At 45.2% G+C, this 15,916-nt stretch carries 14 protein-coding genes and 1 other annotated feature; of the genes, 11 read left to right on the top strand and 3 right to left on the bottom strand.

Annotation, left to right across the window (positions count from 1 at the left end; translation table 11 throughout):
* Window positions 1-477 precede the first annotated feature (477 nt).
* Complete coding sequence (locus tag BV455_RS07590) at window positions 478-720, bottom strand: ATP-binding cassette domain-containing protein (protein ID WP_026078520.1); 243 nt, start codon at window positions 718-720, stop codon at window positions 478-480.
* Window positions 721-1,273: 553 nt separating this feature from the next.
* Here BV455_RS07590 and ssuE point away from each other — a divergent pair.
* The 6 genes from ssuE to BV455_RS07560 all read left to right on the top strand — a co-directional run bounded on the left by ssuE (window position 1,274) and on the right by BV455_RS07560 (window position 7,170).
* Entirely contained in the window at window positions 1,274-1,834 is a 561-nt protein-coding gene (ssuE, locus tag BV455_RS07585; RefSeq protein ID WP_017435887.1) for an NADPH-dependent FMN reductase, read from the top strand.
* A 173-nt stretch (window positions 1,835-2,007) separates the two neighbouring features.
* Window positions 2,008-3,081, top strand: a complete 1,074-nt coding sequence (sfnG, locus tag BV455_RS07580) for a dimethylsulfone monooxygenase SfnG (protein ID WP_061580355.1) — start codon at window positions 2,008-2,010, stop codon at window positions 3,079-3,081.
* Window positions 3,082-3,109: 28 nt separating this feature from the next.
* Complete coding sequence (locus BV455_RS07575; protein ID WP_061580356.1) at window positions 3,110-4,315, top strand: acyl-CoA dehydrogenase family protein; 1,206 nt, start codon at window positions 3,110-3,112, stop codon at window positions 4,313-4,315.
* A gap of 217 nt (window positions 4,316-4,532) precedes the next feature.
* Window positions 4,533-5,291, top strand: a complete 759-nt coding sequence (locus BV455_RS07570) for an ABC transporter ATP-binding protein (protein WP_017435884.1) — start codon at window positions 4,533-4,535, stop codon at window positions 5,289-5,291.
* 76 nt (window positions 5,292-5,367) lie between these two features.
* The gene (locus BV455_RS07565) at window positions 5,368-6,360 is read left to right on the top strand and encodes an aliphatic sulfonate ABC transporter substrate-binding protein (RefSeq protein ID WP_017435883.1); all 993 of its coding nucleotides are present in this window, start codon (window positions 5,368-5,370) and stop codon (window positions 6,358-6,360) included.
* Between the two features lie 12 nt (window positions 6,361-6,372).
* Window positions 6,373-7,170 carry an ABC transporter permease gene (locus BV455_RS07560; RefSeq protein WP_017435882.1) on the top strand — a complete coding sequence of 266 codons (798 nt, stop codon included), beginning with the start codon at window positions 6,373-6,375 and terminating at the stop codon, window positions 7,168-7,170.
* Between the two features lie 109 nt (window positions 7,171-7,279).
* Here the strand turns inward: BV455_RS07560 and argS are convergent, their stop codons facing one another.
* Window positions 7,280-8,968 (bottom strand): arginine--tRNA ligase, encoded by a 1,689-nt coding sequence (argS, locus tag BV455_RS07555; RefSeq protein ID WP_017435881.1) that lies wholly within the window; start codon window positions 8,966-8,968, stop codon window positions 7,280-7,282.
* A 46-nt stretch (window positions 8,969-9,014) separates the two neighbouring features.
* Window positions 9,015-9,236: a binding site (T-box leader), on the bottom strand.
* A gap of 47 nt (window positions 9,237-9,283) precedes the next feature.
* Entirely contained in the window at window positions 9,284-10,360 is a 1,077-nt protein-coding gene (locus BV455_RS07550; protein ID WP_061580357.1) for an undecaprenyldiphospho-muramoylpentapeptide beta-N-acetylglucosaminyltransferase, read from the bottom strand.
* A gap of 320 nt (window positions 10,361-10,680) precedes the next feature.
* Here BV455_RS07550 and BV455_RS07545 point away from each other — a divergent pair, with 320 nt between their 5' ends.
* The 5 genes from BV455_RS07545 (at window position 10,681) to BV455_RS07525 (ending at window position 15,838) form a co-directional block, all read left to right on the top strand.
* Window positions 10,681-11,409, top strand: coding sequence for a polysaccharide deacetylase family protein (locus BV455_RS07545; RefSeq protein WP_218687910.1), 729 nt, complete (start codon window positions 10,681-10,683; stop codon window positions 11,407-11,409).
* Between the two features lie 11 nt (window positions 11,410-11,420).
* Window positions 11,421-12,017 carry a DedA family protein gene (locus tag BV455_RS07540; RefSeq protein ID WP_017435878.1) on the top strand — a complete coding sequence of 199 codons (597 nt, stop codon included), beginning with the start codon at window positions 11,421-11,423 and terminating at the stop codon, window positions 12,015-12,017.
* An 11-nt stretch (window positions 12,018-12,028) separates the two neighbouring features.
* Entirely contained in the window at window positions 12,029-13,171 is a 1,143-nt protein-coding gene (locus BV455_RS07535; RefSeq protein ID WP_061580358.1) for an MGDG synthase family glycosyltransferase, read from the top strand.
* Between the two features lie 150 nt (window positions 13,172-13,321).
* Window positions 13,322-14,446, top strand: a complete 1,125-nt coding sequence (locus BV455_RS07530) for a D-alanine--D-alanine ligase (RefSeq protein ID WP_017435876.1) — start codon at window positions 13,322-13,324, stop codon at window positions 14,444-14,446.
* Between the two features lie 15 nt (window positions 14,447-14,461).
* Complete coding sequence (locus BV455_RS07525; RefSeq protein WP_026078518.1) at window positions 14,462-15,838, top strand: UDP-N-acetylmuramoyl-tripeptide--D-alanyl-D-alanine ligase; 1,377 nt, start codon at window positions 14,462-14,464, stop codon at window positions 15,836-15,838.
* Window positions 15,839-15,916 lie beyond the last annotated feature (78 nt).

Below are 15,916 nucleotides of genomic sequence, written 5' to 3'. Positions count from 1 at the left end.
CCTGCAAGGGGGATCGGCAGCAGAGCGGAAATAATCCACCCGTAGCTCCGGAAACTCAAGGGTGGATTATTTCTTTTGGTTGTAAGACAGTATTGAAACGATAAGACTTGCAAAAGATATCGCAAACATTAACGCTTCAAACACTGTTATCGGCATCACCCCCTTTCTGCATATAAAGGGGTACATGCCGACCCACCCTTGAGTTCTCCCGTACTATTGCTTTCCTAATTATACCATATATTCACAACTGTTGAAAACGGAAGATAATAAGGTTTATCTTCCGTTTTTTGTTGGAAAGCAGATGCCTTGTAGGGCATCTTTCTCATTACATTCATTCAAAAAATTACTGTAATAAAGTTCCCTATAATAGTCACATCTTGAGAGTAATTGTTGGTATGTACCTATATCAACAATACTTTCCTGACTGAGAACTACAATCAAATCTGAGTTTATAAATTGTACTAATACGATATGCCATTACAATTTTGTGTAATTTAATTGCTGAATTGCATCATCGATTTTTCTCTCCGTAACAGTATCTAAAGCACAGTCACCTCGTCTAGCAACAAGATAGAAGGGTTTTCCAATTAAAGCTCTAGCTAAAGCAAGCCGCTGCCTTTTACCGCCAGATAGATTGGATCCACCTTCTGAAATTATTGTTTGATACCTCATAGGTATTAGCCTCAATATCTTCATGTATCTGTGCTCTTTTTTTGGCAAGCAAAACATCATCCATGCTTACATTAGGATTATGTATGGTTAGATTATTGAATTAAATAAAAAATTCTCCTGTAAAACAACTATGTTTTTTCTTAAGAATTTCTTGCTAATTTTATCCTGTCTATAACCGTTAAAAAACTCACCCAATAGTTGGTTGTATAGAGGCCAGCCCACAAAATCGCGCTGCCGTTTTACTGCCAGTACATCTCTTTTCACAGAACAAGTGTACGAATTGATCGAAACTCCTAAACATGCTTCTTACGGAGATTTAGCATGTCTTTGCTTTACACTGTCAAAAGCGCTTTGAAGGTCCCCTGCTCTTACTTCCGAAGAGCTTGCCGTAAAAATGAATGATCCATTATTGAATATGGGGAGAATTTCGTGAGTCCGGAGAGACTTTCATTTTTTCTCGGCACGTTAGCGAGTGTTAAGTGTTTTTTTCTTTTGGATATTGACAGTAAATGGGAACGATGGTATGATTACAGACATAAAACATACTAATCATATAGGATTTATATGTTATAAGAACCGACTGTAGAAAGGGGAATTTCATATGGGTAAAGCAGTCATTATCAACGGGAGTCCTTCTCTGGCATCAAGACTCAACGGAATTATTCAATACGTAGAACAACGGTTGTTACAAGCGGGTATTGAAGTTGAACACATCCGAGTCGCGGAATTGCCCGCGGAAGATTTAATCAAAGCCAAATTTGACAGTGAAGCCATTCTGCATGCTAACAAAAAGGTGGAGGAAGCGGAGGCGATCGTTATCGCAAGTCCGGTGTATAAAGCGGCGTATACGGGAGTATTGAAGGCCTATCTCGATTTGCTTCCGCAAAAAGGGTTATCAGGAAAAATTATTCTTCCACTGTTTATCGGAGGCACGATCGCCCATCTTTTGTCCATCGACTATGCATTGAAGCCGGTGCTATCCGCATTGGGCAGCAGGCACATTCTTGGCGGGGTGTATGCGGTCGATACTTGGATAACCCGACATGAACAAGAAAGTTACAATCTATCAGAAGATTTGATCCACAGATTAGATGAAGCGGCCACGGAATTTGCTGAAGAAATCAAACGAAGAACCGGATTATCGCCGGAAAGTGTCAAGTAAAGCAGACAGTACCTTCATTTCAACAAGATGAAGGAAGCACATCTATTAGTCAACTCAATGCACCTATTCCAATTCCACTCAGAATAATGCTTTTTTATCCGTTCCAATTATTCGTTAAATAGCAGAGGGTCTAACCCTTTGTCTATAAATAAATCTAAACAGAGGTGAAAAATATGTCTTTGAAGTTTGCTTACTGGGTACCCAATGTCAGCGGAGGATTGGTCATTTCGAAGATTCCTCAAAAAACTGGCTGGTCCTTTGAAGACAATGCTAGGTATGCCCAAATTGCCGAAGAAGTCGGATTTGAATATGCGTTGCTGCAGACCAGGTTTATTGCAAGCTACGGTGCGGAAAATCAACTGGAGGCCATCACGTTGGCGGCAGCTTTAGCGGCGGTGACTAAGAAGCTAAAGCTGATTTCGGCTGTTCTTCCCGGCTTGTGGCATCCGGGAACGGTAGCCAAAATGCTCTCCACCATTGACCAAATCAGCCATGGACGTGCTGCGATTAACGTAGTGAGCGGATGGTTTAAAGGAGAATTTCACGCGTACGGTGAGCCTTGGCTCGATCACGACGAAAGATACCGGAGATCCGAAGAGTTCATTCGTGTCCTACGCAGCATGTGGACGGAGGAAAAGACCCATTTTCGCGGTGATTTTTACCGAATTAACGGCGCCCCTCTAAAGCCGAAGCCATATAACGTTCCGGAAATTTTCCAAGGAGGCAATTCCCGTGCCGCCCGGCAGATGGCTGCCAGAGTGTCCGACTGGTATTTCATGAACGGTAATACGATCGACGGTCTCAAAGCGCAAATCGATGAAGTGTCATCGCTGGCTAAAGCAAACAACCGCAAGGTGAAATTCGGCGTCAACGCGTTTGTTATCGTGCGGGACACGGAAGAGGAAGCTAAGCAGGTGCTTCGCGACATCATTGCATACGCAGATGCCGAAGCTGTGGAAGGCTTCCGCAGCCAAGTGCGCTTTGCCGGCAAAGCTTCCCCAGAAAGAGAAGGTATGTGGGCTCATTCAGATTTTAACGATTTAGTCCAATACAATGACGGTTTCAAAACCGGATTAATCGGTACGGCGGAACAGGTGGCAGACCGCATTATCGAGCTCAAAAAAATCGGCGTTGACCTCATCTTGACTGGGTTCCTTCATTATGACGAAGACATCCGACTATTCGGTGAAAAAGTGATTCCGTTAGTTCGCGAAAAGGAAGCAACGTTAAACGTGGATGCCGTATAAAAAATTACTTACAAAGGAGATTGTGAATATGAGCGTAACAGTGAATAGCTCGATCGTACAACCGCATTATGAAACGCTGCGGGAAGAAATCCGCGCCATTGTGGAGAAAGTCATTAAACCGAATGCCGACATCATCGACCGGGACGGCATTTTCCCCAAACAAAATCTTCAAGTGCTTGCCGAAACAGGGTGGAATGGCGTATTGATTCCCGAACAGTGGGGCGGACGGGGCCTAGATCATGTCGCTTTTGCCATTGCTGCGGAAGAAATCGCCAAAGGTTGCCCTTCGACATCACTTGTTTACGTCATGCATGTAGGTGCTGCCCAAACTATTTTGCTGTACGGAAACGACGATCAAAAGGAACGCTGGTTGAAGCCGATCCGCCAAGGACTCATCGGCACCTATTCCACGAGCGAAAAAGCGACGGGAGGCCACTGGTGGTTCAATTTGAGCCAAGCTTCCCACGATGGAAAATATTACATTCTCAATGCCGAAAAATCATTTACTACCAGCGCGGGACAAGCAGATTTTTATGTCGTTCAGACCCGTTCGCCGGGAGCACAGTCACCAACAGATATCAGTTTTTTCATCGTAGACGGGAAGTTGCCAGGAATTAAGCCCGGAGTATGGGAAGCTCTAGGAGTTCGGGGAAATCACAGCGGTCCGATTACCTACGAAGGTGTCCGCGTTCATCAAAAAGACAAACTTGGGAAAGAAGGCCAGGGAAGAGAAATACTAGAGAGCGGCGTTTCTCCCATTTATTTGATCGGACTTGGCTCTACTTGGCTTGGAGTTGCGGAGGCAGCCTTGGAAGCGGCAGTCTCATATGTCAAAGGGATGATTCATCGCGATTTCAACAAACGTCTTGCGGATTACCAAGTGATCCGCCAACAGTTAGCCGAGGTAAAGGTTTTGATTGACAGCCTCAAACCGTGGCAATATACATTGGCCAAACAGTTGGACGAGTTGCAAGCGCAAGGCAAACCGCAAGTAGAGCTATTTTTACCGCTTGTCGAATTCAAAATTCATGCATCGGAAGTCGCCAATAAAGCGACGGAGGCCGCACTGGATGTCACAGGGGGGTACGGATATAAGCGGGGAATATTTGAACGGTTGTTTAGAGATGCCCGTGCCGGTATTGCCATGGGACCTTCCAACAATATTGCCCGTGAATGGATAGGGAAATCCCTTGTTGGTTTGCCCCTCGAGCTGTGGTATGAAGGTGGAGATTAAAACTTAACGCATATGAAAGAGTATGGTTGAATTCAGGCCTGAGGGACTCCCTTAGGCCGTTTCAAACAAAGTGCCCTGTGGCATCTCATTCTCATGGTAATAAGCAGCTGATTAAAAGAAGTGTAGCGTCGGCTTGGAACACTCGTTGATTTTTTCTGATCAGATCATCCACCATATTCCACAAAATAGCATAATCAGAATTGGGGAGGAATGAGTATTGGGTATAAAGTCTATAGGTTCCCATTTGCAGGTAAAAGGTGTTGGAAAACGGTTTGGTAACGTCGAAGTGCTGAAACGCTTGGATTTAGAAATCAAACCGGGCGAATTTATCGCCATCGTCGGACGCAGCGGCTGTGGCAAAAGCACGTTGTTGCGTCTGCTCGCCGGACTTGATGTTCCGACAGAAGGGGAAGTTCTTCTAGACGGCGAGAGAGTCAATGGAATTCATCCGGATACTAGGATCTTGTTCCAAGATGCCAGATTGCTTCCGTGGAAAAGAGTCATTGACAATGTACAAATTGGTGCAAGAAATGGAGACAAAGCTAGAGCGGAAGAAGCTCTGCGACTGGTGGGACTGGAACATAAAGCCAAAGAATGGCCTAGCGTGTTATCCGGAGGACAGCGTCAGCGCATTGCTCTGGCGAGAGCGCTGGCAGGCTCCCCACGTCTCCTGCTGTTGGATGAGCCGCTCAGCGCACTAGATGCGCTGACACGTATCGAAATGCAGGAGCTGATCGAACAGATTTGGTGGGAACAGCAATTTTCAGCTATTCTGGTAACACACGACGTCAGCGAGGCAGTCGCATTAGCAGATCGCATCGTTCTCATCCAAAACGGCGCGATTGCAATCGATATACCGGTACCTCTACCGCGACCGAGGGAAAGAAACAGCGACTTCGCATACTACGAAAAACTGATTCTCGATCACCTCATGGAGCGGGGAGCTCCCGCATCCGTATCGGCGGTCTCCTCCTAAATAATCATTCTCAAGAGTTTCATATTTATATCATTACCGATTTATATCATTACCGAATGAAAGAGGGATCTTCGCGATGATTTCAAAAACGTATAAAGTCGCCTTCATTTTTCTGATTATTGCCGCAATTGGGGTTCTCAGCAGCTGCAGCCGTTCAGCTTCAACAGCGTCGGAAGTGAAAACAGTAAAACTCGATTACGCTTACTACAATCCAGTCAGTCTAGTATTAAAAGAAAAGAAATGGTTGGAGGATGAACTGCAGAAGGACGGCATCGAAGTCGAATGGGTTTTCAGCGCTGGAAGCAATAAAGCGCTGGAGCTTTTGAACAGCAAGAGCATTGATTTTGGTTCGACAGCAGGCTCCGCTGCTCTGCTCGGAAAGGCGAACGGAAACCCGATAAAATCGATTTATATTTATTCTAAACCGGAATGGACAGCATTGGTTGCAAGTGCTGGTTCTCCTATAGAAAAGGTAAAAGATTTGAAGGGGAAAAAAATCGCCGTCACACGTGGAACGGATCCTTACATCTTTTTGCTACGGGCGTTGGATGCTGCGGGATTGAGCGAAAAAGACGTGGAAATCGTCCAGCTGCAACACCCTGACGGCAAAACTGCCCTGGAAAAAGGAGATGTGGACGCATGGGCGGGACTCGATCCGTATATGGCACAGACGGAGATAGAGAAGCACTCCAAGCTGTTTTTCCGCAACGCGGATTGGAATACGTACGGATTCCTGAATGTCAGGGAAGCTTTCGCGAAAGACCATCCCGAGATTGTGGAAAAAGTACTGAAAGCTTATGAAAAGGCTAGAAAATGGGCATTGGAAAACCCGAATGAATTCGTAAAAATTGTGGCTGCGGAAAGCAAACAGAGCGAAGAAGTCGCGGCCAAAGTGCTCAGCCGTACAGATTTCACGAATCCGGTAATCGGCGAAATCCATAAGCAGGCAATTGAAGCGGCAGGTGAAGTCCTATTGAAAAGCGGCGTCATTGACAAATCCGTGGATATAAAGAAAACGATCGACGATTTAATCGATCCGCAGTATATAGAACACATCGACACGAATTAAGGGGGATTGCGGTTGCGTCAATGGAACAAAAACTTCGTTATCACAGGAATGGGGCTCATCATTCCAGTATCTATTGTGATCTTGTGGCATATCTTCTCGGTTAGCGGCTTGATTGCCACCAATATCATGCCTTCCCCTTTGAAGATCGTTTCCACCATCGTGGATTTGTTTCGTGAAGGAGAGCTTCTAGAACATATCGGAATTACATTATACCGGGTAAGCATGGGATTTCTGCTTGGTACGGCTATCGCTTTATTGTTTGGGGTACTGAACGGATATTTTCGTACGATCCGGTATTTGTTAGACCCTCTCATCCAAGCGCTGCGCAATATCCCTTCCTTGGCCTGGGTGCCGTTGTTTATTTTATGGATGGGAATCAGTGAGGCTTCAAAAATATCATTAATTGCTTTGGGTGTCTTTTTCCCGGTTTATCTAAATTTGGTGTCCGGCATTCAAGGAGTGGATCGCCGTCTGCTGGAAGTGGGATGGGTGCACGGTTATCAAGGGTGGAGATTGATCCGCCATTTTTTTCTTCCAGCGGCCCTTCCTTCCTTCTTTGTCGGACTAAGAAGCGGTCTCGGACTAGGATGGATGTTTGTCGTAGCTGCGGAGATTATGGGTGCAAGCAAAGGGTTGGGCTTTCTTCTGACTGATGGTCAAACGACGGGGCGTCCGGCGATCATCATTGCCAGCATTCTGTTGTTTGCGTTGCTTGGAAAATTGACCGATTATCTCCTGGAACTGGCAGGACGCCGAATTCTCCGTTGGCAAGATAGCTACGAATCGCTTGAAAGGAGAAAAGCATTATGAATACGACAAGAGGAGTTTAAAGGATGGAAGAAACGTGTAGCTAGACTAATAAGACACGGTATCGGCAGGATACCGTGTCCATTAGTTGAGAGACAGCACTATTTTTGTGTTACATTTCTTCAGGAGCGTGAATTCCTAACAGCCGCAACCCTTCTTTTAATACAACCGTTGTCGCGTACACTAAGGCAAGCCGTGAGTGTAATTGCTCGTCTTCGGTAAGGACCTTTGTATGAGCGTAATAGCTGTTAAAGGCTTGGGACACATCGATGAGATATTTAGCAATAAGAGAAGGGTCGAGATATTCGTAAGCATTTTGAATGATGTTTGGGAACGCGGCAAGGAGTTTGACGATCTCCCAGCTCCCTTCGTCTGTTAGCCCTTGGATATGATCCGTTACAGGCGATGGAGCGTTACGTAAAATCGAGCAGGCTCTTGCGTGTGTATATTGCACGTATGGTCCAGTTTCTCCTTCAAATTTCAACATGTCTTCCAACGAAAATTCAATGTTGTTTGTTCGTTCATGTTTTAAATCGTAAAAAATGACAGCGCCAACACCAACTTGACGCGCTACTTCATCTTCGTTTTTGACGTTCGGATTTTTTTCGGCAATGTTTTTCTTCGCCAGGGCGATTGCGTCTTTAAGAACATCTTCAAGCAAAATCACTCGGCCTTTTCTTGTGGACATTTTTCTGCCGTCTTTTAGCATAAGACCGAATGGAACATGAGTCATGGCGTTTGCCCAAGCAAATCCAAGTTTTTTCAACACGGAAAATACTTGCTGAAAGTGAAGACGCTGTTCGTGCCCAACGACATAAAGAGCCCGCGAAAATGCATACGTTTCGTAGCGATAAAGAGCCGCCGCTAAATCGCGGGTAGCATACAAAGTAGCACCATCTGATTTTTTGATGAGACAAGGCGGCAATTCATATTCGTCTAGGCGAACGACCAGTGCTCCATCGGATTCGCTTAATAGTCCTTGTTCCTCCAGCAGCTGGATGACACGATCCATTTTATCATTGTAAAATGCCTCCCCGTTATAGGAGTCAAAGGAAATTCCCAACAACTCATAGATGCGATTGAAGTCTCTTAAAGACTCGTCGCGGAACCATTTCCAGAGCCGATATGCTTCCTCGTCCCCATCCTCGAGTTTTTTAAACCATGCTCTTCCTTCCTGCTCCAGCTGTTCGTTTGTTTCCGCTTCCTCATGAAACTTCACATACAGACGAAACAATTCCTGAATAGGATTTTCGTTAATTTTGTTTTCATCGCCCCAATGTTTATAGGCAGCAATGAGTTTTCCGAATTGGGTGCCCCAATCGCCCAAATGATTGATTCTGACAGTGCGGTAGCCGCATTTTTCGGCGATATTGGCAATGGCGTTTCCAATAACGGTGGAACGGAGATGCCCCATTGAAAAAGGTTTCGCGATATTCGGTGACGAGAAATCGAGAACGATCGTTTTCCCTTGTCCTAACGATAGATCACCGTAATGACGCTGTTGTTTCACAATGGTTTCGATGATTTGTTTGCTGATTGCCGATTTGTTCAAAAAGACGTTCACGTATGCTCCCTTCGCCTCGACTTTATCAAAAAGAGGATGACGAAGGTTTTCGGCAAGCTCTGTCGCGATGGCGGCGGGAGGTTTCCGAAATAGTTTGGCGAGCGTAAAGCACGGGAATGCAACATCCCCATAAGAAGGATGTTTTGGAGTTTCCAGCAGTTCATTAATTTGTTGTTCGGAAAGATGTTCACCGAGCAAGGAGACAAGACAACTAGTAACGTTCTTTTTATAGTCCATGTTTTGCTTCCCACCTTTGTTCATGAATATAAAACGCTCGCCTCTGTATAGAGACGAGCGTTTCACCCGCGGTACCACTCTACTTGTTTACATGGAAACCAACTCTTATGGATAACGGGGGATATCCCCGGCACCGTCCTACTAACCGATAAGGGGTTCAGACGAGCTTCTCGGAAGTGCGGTTCGTTATATAGTCCGCATCAGGCTTCCACCATCCCTGACTCGCTGTCGCTTTCTATATAACTACTCTCTTCGTCATCGAACTGAAATATGGTTTTTACATTATTATAACTGTTTTTACAAAATATTCAAGCTTCATTTCATTTCCCGTGTCCCTTCAATCAGCGTCAACAACTTTTCTAACGCATCTCCTGCGTCGGACCGCTCCATGTTTTGCTGGTAGCGGTCTTTGTTTTGGTAAAGATGATAAATGGCGCTTTGCAGTGATTCGTTCGTTAAGTCTTCTTCCATCAACACTTCGGCGTAACCTGATTTTTCAAAAGAGCGGGCGTTTAAAATTTGGTCGCCGCGGCTCGCTTCTTTGGATAGAGGAATGAGCAGCATCGGCTTGCGCAAGGCGAGGAACTCGAAAATCGAGTTGGCGCCGGCGCGCGATAAGACGATGTCAGCCATCGCCAGCAGATGAGGAAGATCTTCATGAACATATTCAAACTGCTTATAGCCTTTTTCATTCGCCAATTTGGCGTCGACATTTCCTTTTCCGCAAATATGCACGATTTGAAAATCGGAAAGAAGCGTTTGCAAATTGGCGCGCAGCGCGTCATTAATCCGTTTCGAGCCTAGACTTCCGCCCATGGCGAGAAGAACCGGCTTTCCTTTTTCAAACTGGCAAAGCTTTCGTCCTTTGTCGGCGTCCCCACGCTTTAATTCCTCACGAACGACCGCCCCAATGTAAACGCCTTTTTCTTCCTTGACGTGGCGCATCGTTTCCGGGAATGTGACGCAAATTTTGGTCGCAAATGGCATCGCGATTTTATTGGCCAGTCCTGGGGTAATATCCGATTCGTGAATGATGGACGGCACCCCGCTTAACCACGCGCCGATGATGACAGGGACGGACACAAATCCGCCTTTGGAAAAGATGATATCCGGCTTTTCTTTTTTGATGATGCGGTACGCTTGCCAAGTGCCTTTCAGCACTTTAAACGGGTCTTTAAAGTTGTTCCAATCGAAATAGCGGCGCAACTTTCCAGTCGAAATCGGAAAGTAAGGCACACCGTCCATTTTTGCGATAATTTCCCGTTCAATGCCCTGGTGGGAACCGATATAGGCAATGTTCCAGCCTTGTTCTTTTAATTTCGGAATCAGAGCGACGTTCACCATAACATGTCCGGCTGTGCCGCCGCCGGTAAGAATAATTTTTTTGCTCAACGTTGATCACCTGTCTTTTTCAGCATGATGCAATGGCTTATTAGCTTTTTTCCATGTATCGTATTGTATTATAGCAGATACTTTCCGTTTCATGTGTGAAAACGCGAAAACCGATCGGCGTTGTTTACGTATGCTAAAGAATCAGGTTCTCATGTTTCATCAAATTTTCATCATTTTCTGTTTTAATTTTTATCAACGTGTTATATGATAATTAATCTGTAAATATTGTTTTGATATGGTGATAGATTCAAATCGGTTTGTTTTTTTCTATTTTCAAAGATAAGAAATATTGGTAAAGTACAAATAAAGAGGTGAAAACGATGCTGTGGATGATTTTGGCGTGTCTTATTGGCGGGATACTATTATATGGCATCGTTCCAACGATTGTTATTCGCAAAAAAAAGTTTCGTATTTATCGCGAAGGAGCGTCCGAGAATAACATTGCTTTGACGTTCGATGACGGTCCTGACCCGTATTATACACCAAAATTATTGGATTTATTAAAAAAACATCAAGTGAAAGCGACATTTTTCGTGGTTGGAAACAAAGCAAAACAATATCCTGATATTGTCAGACGGATGCATGAGGAAGGTCATGAAATCGGAATGCACAATTACCGGCATATCAGCAATTGGCTGATACTTCCGCCTTTTTTGGAAAAAGGATTGCAGAAATCAGCAGATATTATTGAAGATATTATTGGAAAGCGGCCCATCTATTACCGTCCGCCTTGGGGGCATTTTAATTTATTTACCCCGCTTGTGCAAAAGAAATATATTACGGTGCTGTGGACTTACATTCTTGGTGACTGGAATGCAAAGCTTGGCACGATGGAATTGTTCCGCCGCCTTCGAAATAGTATGAAGGGTGGAGCCATTATTGTTCTGCATGACAACGGTGATGCGCTTGGCGCTGACAAACGGGCGCCGGAACAAATGCTTGCGGCGCTGGAGCTGTTGCTAAAGGAAGAAGCGGCGAAAAAAATGCGCTGGGTGACGATTACAGATGTTATGAACGTGCAAACTAATAAACAAATCTCGTCAATATAATGGGGGGATCTATGGATACGAGTATTCTCTTTTCGTATGTGGAATCATACGGATATGTCATTATTTTCGTGTTTTTGTTTTTCGGCATTGTCGGCATTCCGGCGCCGGAAGAGAGTTTATTGTTTTTTCTTGGCATCATAATTGCCAGGCAACAGCTTTTATGGGAATATTGTATGATCGCCAGCTGGTGCGGCGTAGTGATCGGGATGATCACCGCTTACGGCATCGGGCGCTTTTTTGGAGCGCCATTTATTCAAAAGTACGGAAAGTATTTAGGGATTAAAGAAGAAAAGTGGGAGCGGGCAAAACAGCTGTTTCATCGCTATGGAAAATGGGGTATTTTATTCGGCTATTACATTCCGGGAGTTCGGCAAATTTCTCCGTATATGGCAGGGGTTATTCACTTCCCGTTTCGTTCGTTTTTATTGCTTGCTTCGCTTGGCGCAACGGTGTGGATTGTTCCCGTTATGCTTGCCGGAATGTTGCTCGGACGGCATATGCAAATTCCGCTGTTTTATTTTCCTCTGATTGGGTTGACATTGTTCGTATTGTTTCTATTTGCAACATGGATTGGGCAGCGACTGCGCAAAAAATCTTTGGAAAACTAAGGGAGCTAACGATGATGAAAATTCTTGTATTACCGCTGTTCCAGATGAATACAGGACATCATAAAGTAGCCGATACGTTGATCGATTTTCTGCAAAGGCAGTTTCCGTATGTATTTTGCAAAAAAATCGATTTTTTAAGCTATTGTAATGAATTAATGGAGAAAATGGTATCGGAAATGTATTTGCGCTGGATTCGCTCTCATCCTGCTTCGTACCATCGTGTTTATAAGACGTTCATGTACCATGATGTTCATCGGTTGGAATTCGTTTCTTTCGAGCCGTGGCTTCCTTATTTTGAAAGTAAGATGAGGAAAATGCTAGAAAGAGAGAAGCCAGAGCTTATTATTTGCACGCACTCCTTTCCATCGCGCATTTTGCAGCGGCTTAAGCGGAAGAAAGTGATTCGCACACCAGTGCTCAACGTTTATACAGATTTTTTTATTAATAGCGTGTGGGGGAAGCGAAATATTGATTACCACTTTGTTCCGCATGCCGACGCAAAACGGGAGCTGATGACGAAGTATCATATTGAGGAAAGACGGATTATCGTAACAGGGATTCCCGTCCATGAAGTGTTTATGGCGAAACATTCAGAGGCAAGAAGGAAAAGACGTTCGTTTCATTTGCTATTGGCAGGCGGCAACCAGGGATTAGGAAATATCATCGATTTTCTCAAAAAAGCAAGGAATTCTCATTTGTTTCGTTATTCGGTATTATGCGGGGCAAACAAAAAGCTTTATGATGAAATCGCAAGCTGGGAACATCCGCATATTCGGCCTTTCTCCTACATATCGAGCCCGCAGGAGATGAACCGTTTATATAACGAGGTTGATGCGGTGATCACGAAACCGGGCGGCGTTACGGTAAGCGAGGTATTGCATAAGCAATTGCCGATTTTTACAGTCGATTATTTGCCTGGCCAGGAACAAATTAATTTACAGTATCTTGAAAAACGCGGGTTAGTTTATAATTTGTCTGGGCTTCGCCATTACGAACAAAAAGTTTTTCATGTGCTTACAGATGAAATCGAAAAAAACCGCTTTTACCGCCGGGTGCACGAATATTTTGCAGAGATCGAAAAAACGGCCCAAGATGCATTAGAAGAGATGGTGGCGGTGATGTGCCAAGGATCGTATCGCGCTCTCCGGAAATAGCGATTTCACCATCTAACGAATCGGTTAGATGGTGTTTTTGCTGTTTTTGAAGTGACGAAACAACCTGCATTGCTCATATAAAAATACCATACGATTGCGCGCGAAAAGTGTTAAAATAGGAACGATGGGAAGCAAAGAGGAGGAACCTACATGAAAACGAGAGTCGGGATTTTATACGGCGGCAAATCGCCGGAGCATAACGTTTCGCTATCAACAGCGATGGCGGTCATGAACGCTATGGATAAAAATAAATTTGATGTGATTCCGATTTATATCACCACCGAAGGACAATGGATCAAAGGGGAGCGGCTGACCGGAACGATTACGGAAGTCAAGCAGCTGCAGTTCCAGTCGGATGCGAAAGCAATGATACCGGTAGCGTTAAACCAAGTGCCGGTATTAGCGGATGATAAAAATCAGCATCCTTCTGAAATGGATGACAATAAGGAATCGGAAACGGCTATTGATGTGATTTTTCCATTATTGCACGGCCCAAATGGAGAAGACGGCACCGTGCAAGGCTTGCTCGAGATTTTGAATATTCCATATGTCGGAAACGGCGTGCTTGCCTCAGCGGTCGGCATGGATAAAGTGGTGATGAAAAACTTATTTGCCCAGGCCGGGCTGCGCCAGGCGAAATACGTAGCGTTTACGAAGCGGGATTGGAGTAAAGATGAAGAAGCCGCATACGACCAGGTTGAGCGAAAACTCGGCTACCCTTGTTTTGTCAAGCCGGCAAACGCAGGGTCAAGCGTTGGCATTACGAAATGCAAACAGCGCGCCGATTTGAAGACCGCTTTTATCGAAGCGTTTAAGTATGACCGAAAAATTATTGTGGAAGAAGCGATTGTCGGCCGTGAAATCGAAATTGGCGTAATCGGTAATGATGAACCAATTTGTTCGGTCGTAGGAGAAATTATTCCGAAAAAAGAATTTTATGATTATCAGGCAAAATATGAAGATGGCAATACGGAACTCATCATTCCGGCGCAAGTGACGGAAGAACAGTATGAAACGATCAAGCAGATGGCGATTACGGCCTTTAAGGCGCTTGATCTTTCCGGGCTTGTGCGCGCCGACTTTTTCTTGGCGGAAGATGGCACGGTGTATATTAACGAAATTAATACGATGCCTGGGTTTACGCCATACAGCATGTTCCCATTGCTATGGAAACATAGCGGCGTTTCGTATCCAGAATTAATCGAGCGCCTCATTCAGCTAGCGATCGAGCGGCATGAAGAAAAGCAAACGATCACGTACACGTTTGAGAAATAGAGAAGGTGGAGAAAGATGATCACTCGCACGTTAAAGGAGATACAAGCGATGGCGGATGGCCGCTTGGTGGCTGACGAATTTGCGGATGTTACGATCAGCGGCGTCTCGACCGACACACGGACGATTCAGCAGGGCAATTTATACGTCCCGCTCAAAGGAGCTAAGTTTAACGGGCATGCGTTTGTGCAAGAGGCGTTTGCAAAAGGCGCCAGTGCGGTGCTTTGGTCGGAAACGGAAGGAAATCCGCCAGAGAACGCCCCAGTGATTGTTGTTGATGATACGCTGCGCGCGCTGCAGCGCCTGGCCCACAGGTACCGCAGGCAGCTGGCCGTAAAAGTGATCGGCATTACAGGAAGCAACGGCAAAACAACGACAAAAGATATGACAGCGGCGCTATTGGCCACTTCTTATAAGGTGCAAAAAACAGAAGGGAATTTAAACAACCATATTGGCGTGCCATTGACGCTCCTTCGTTTAGCAGAAGATACGGAAATGGCGGTCGTCGAAATGGGAATGAGCAATTTCGGTGAAATTGAACTTTTGTCCAACATCGCTGAGCCGGATGCGGCGATTATTACGAACATTGGGGAATCCCATTTGCAAGAATTAGGTTCGCGTGAAGGAATTGCACAAGCAAAATTGGAAATTTTGTCTGGTTTGCGCAAAAACGGTCTGTTTGTTTATCATGGCGATGAGCCGTTATTGACAAGCCGCGTGTCAAATTTGCCGCTGCCGGAACATGTCGTAACGTTTGGCCAAGAAGCGAAAAACGATTATTATCCGAATGCGGTGCGGATGGAAGCAAAGGGGACAACATTTACGATCAACCAGCTTCCAAACCGAACGTTGTTTATTCCGATTTTAGGGAAGCATCATGTTAATAACGCATTGGCTGCCATTGCGGTTGCCCGCTTTTTTGGGATCAGCTGGGAGAGTATTCAAGAAGCGCTTGCCCATTTAGAGGTCACCCGCATGCGCATGGAGTTGATCGAAACGAAACGGGGCTTTACGGTCATTAACGATGCGTACAACGCCAGCCCTACTTCCATGAAGGCGGCTTTGAAGCTGCTCGGGGAATTGACGGGATATACGAAAAAAATTGCGGTGCTAGGCGATATGTTGGAGCTCGGTGACCAAGAAGTAGCCTTTCATCGCGAAATCGGCGCGATGCTTCGTCCGGAAATGGTCGATTATGTTTTCACCTATGGACCGCTGGCGCGCCATATTGCGCTAACAGCTGCGCCGTCTTTCCCGGATGGGCGGGTAAACGCATACGATGAGAAAAAAGCATTGGTGAATGATTTGCTTGCCATCGTTTCTTCGGGTGATGTGATTTTGTTAAAGGCTTCCCGTGGGATGAAATTAGAAGAACTGCTTTGCGATTTGCAATAACGGTATCATCGTGTAAAATGAAAACAACGGTGAAAAAATAAAAGCGGCGTTGTCGATCGCCGCTTTTGATTTTTAGGA

Origin of the sequence: Parageobacillus caldoxylosilyticus, from assembly GCF_019272935.1 — a bacterium.
Classification (GTDB): Bacteria; Bacillota; Bacilli; order Bacillales; family Anoxybacillaceae; genus Saccharococcus; species Saccharococcus caldoxylosilyticus.
This window is presented reverse-complemented; position numbering and strand designations above follow the sequence as displayed.

Bases quoted from the DNA above. Each gene is read 5' to 3' on its own strand.
- BV455_RS07530 (WP_017435876.1), top strand. From the start codon at position 13,322: ATGAAAACGAGAGTCGGGATTTTATACGGCGGCAAATCGCCGGAGCAT.
- BV455_RS07540 (WP_017435878.1), top strand. From the start codon at position 11,421: ATGGATACGAGTATTCTCTTTTCGTATGTGGAATCATACGGATATGTC.
- BV455_RS07575 (WP_061580356.1), top strand. From the start codon at position 3,110: ATGAGCGTAACAGTGAATAGCTCGATCGTACAACCGCATTATGAAACG.
- ssuE (WP_017435887.1), top strand. From the start codon at position 1,274: ATGGGTAAAGCAGTCATTATCAACGGGAGTCCTTCTCTGGCATCAAGA.
- BV455_RS07565 (WP_017435883.1), top strand. From the start codon at position 5,368: ATGATTTCAAAAACGTATAAAGTCGCCTTCATTTTTCTGATTATTGCC.
- BV455_RS07545 (WP_218687910.1), top strand. From the start codon at position 10,681: ATGCTGTGGATGATTTTGGCGTGTCTTATTGGCGGGATACTATTATAT.
- argS (WP_017435881.1), bottom strand. From the start codon at position 8,968: ATGGACTATAAAAAGAACGTTACTAGTTGTCTTGTCTCCTTGCTCGGT.
- sfnG (WP_061580355.1), top strand. From the start codon at position 2,008: ATGTCTTTGAAGTTTGCTTACTGGGTACCCAATGTCAGCGGAGGATTG.
- BV455_RS07535 (WP_061580358.1), top strand. From the start codon at position 12,029: ATGATGAAAATTCTTGTATTACCGCTGTTCCAGATGAATACAGGACAT.
- BV455_RS07525 (WP_026078518.1), top strand. From the start codon at position 14,462: ATGATCACTCGCACGTTAAAGGAGATACAAGCGATGGCGGATGGCCGC.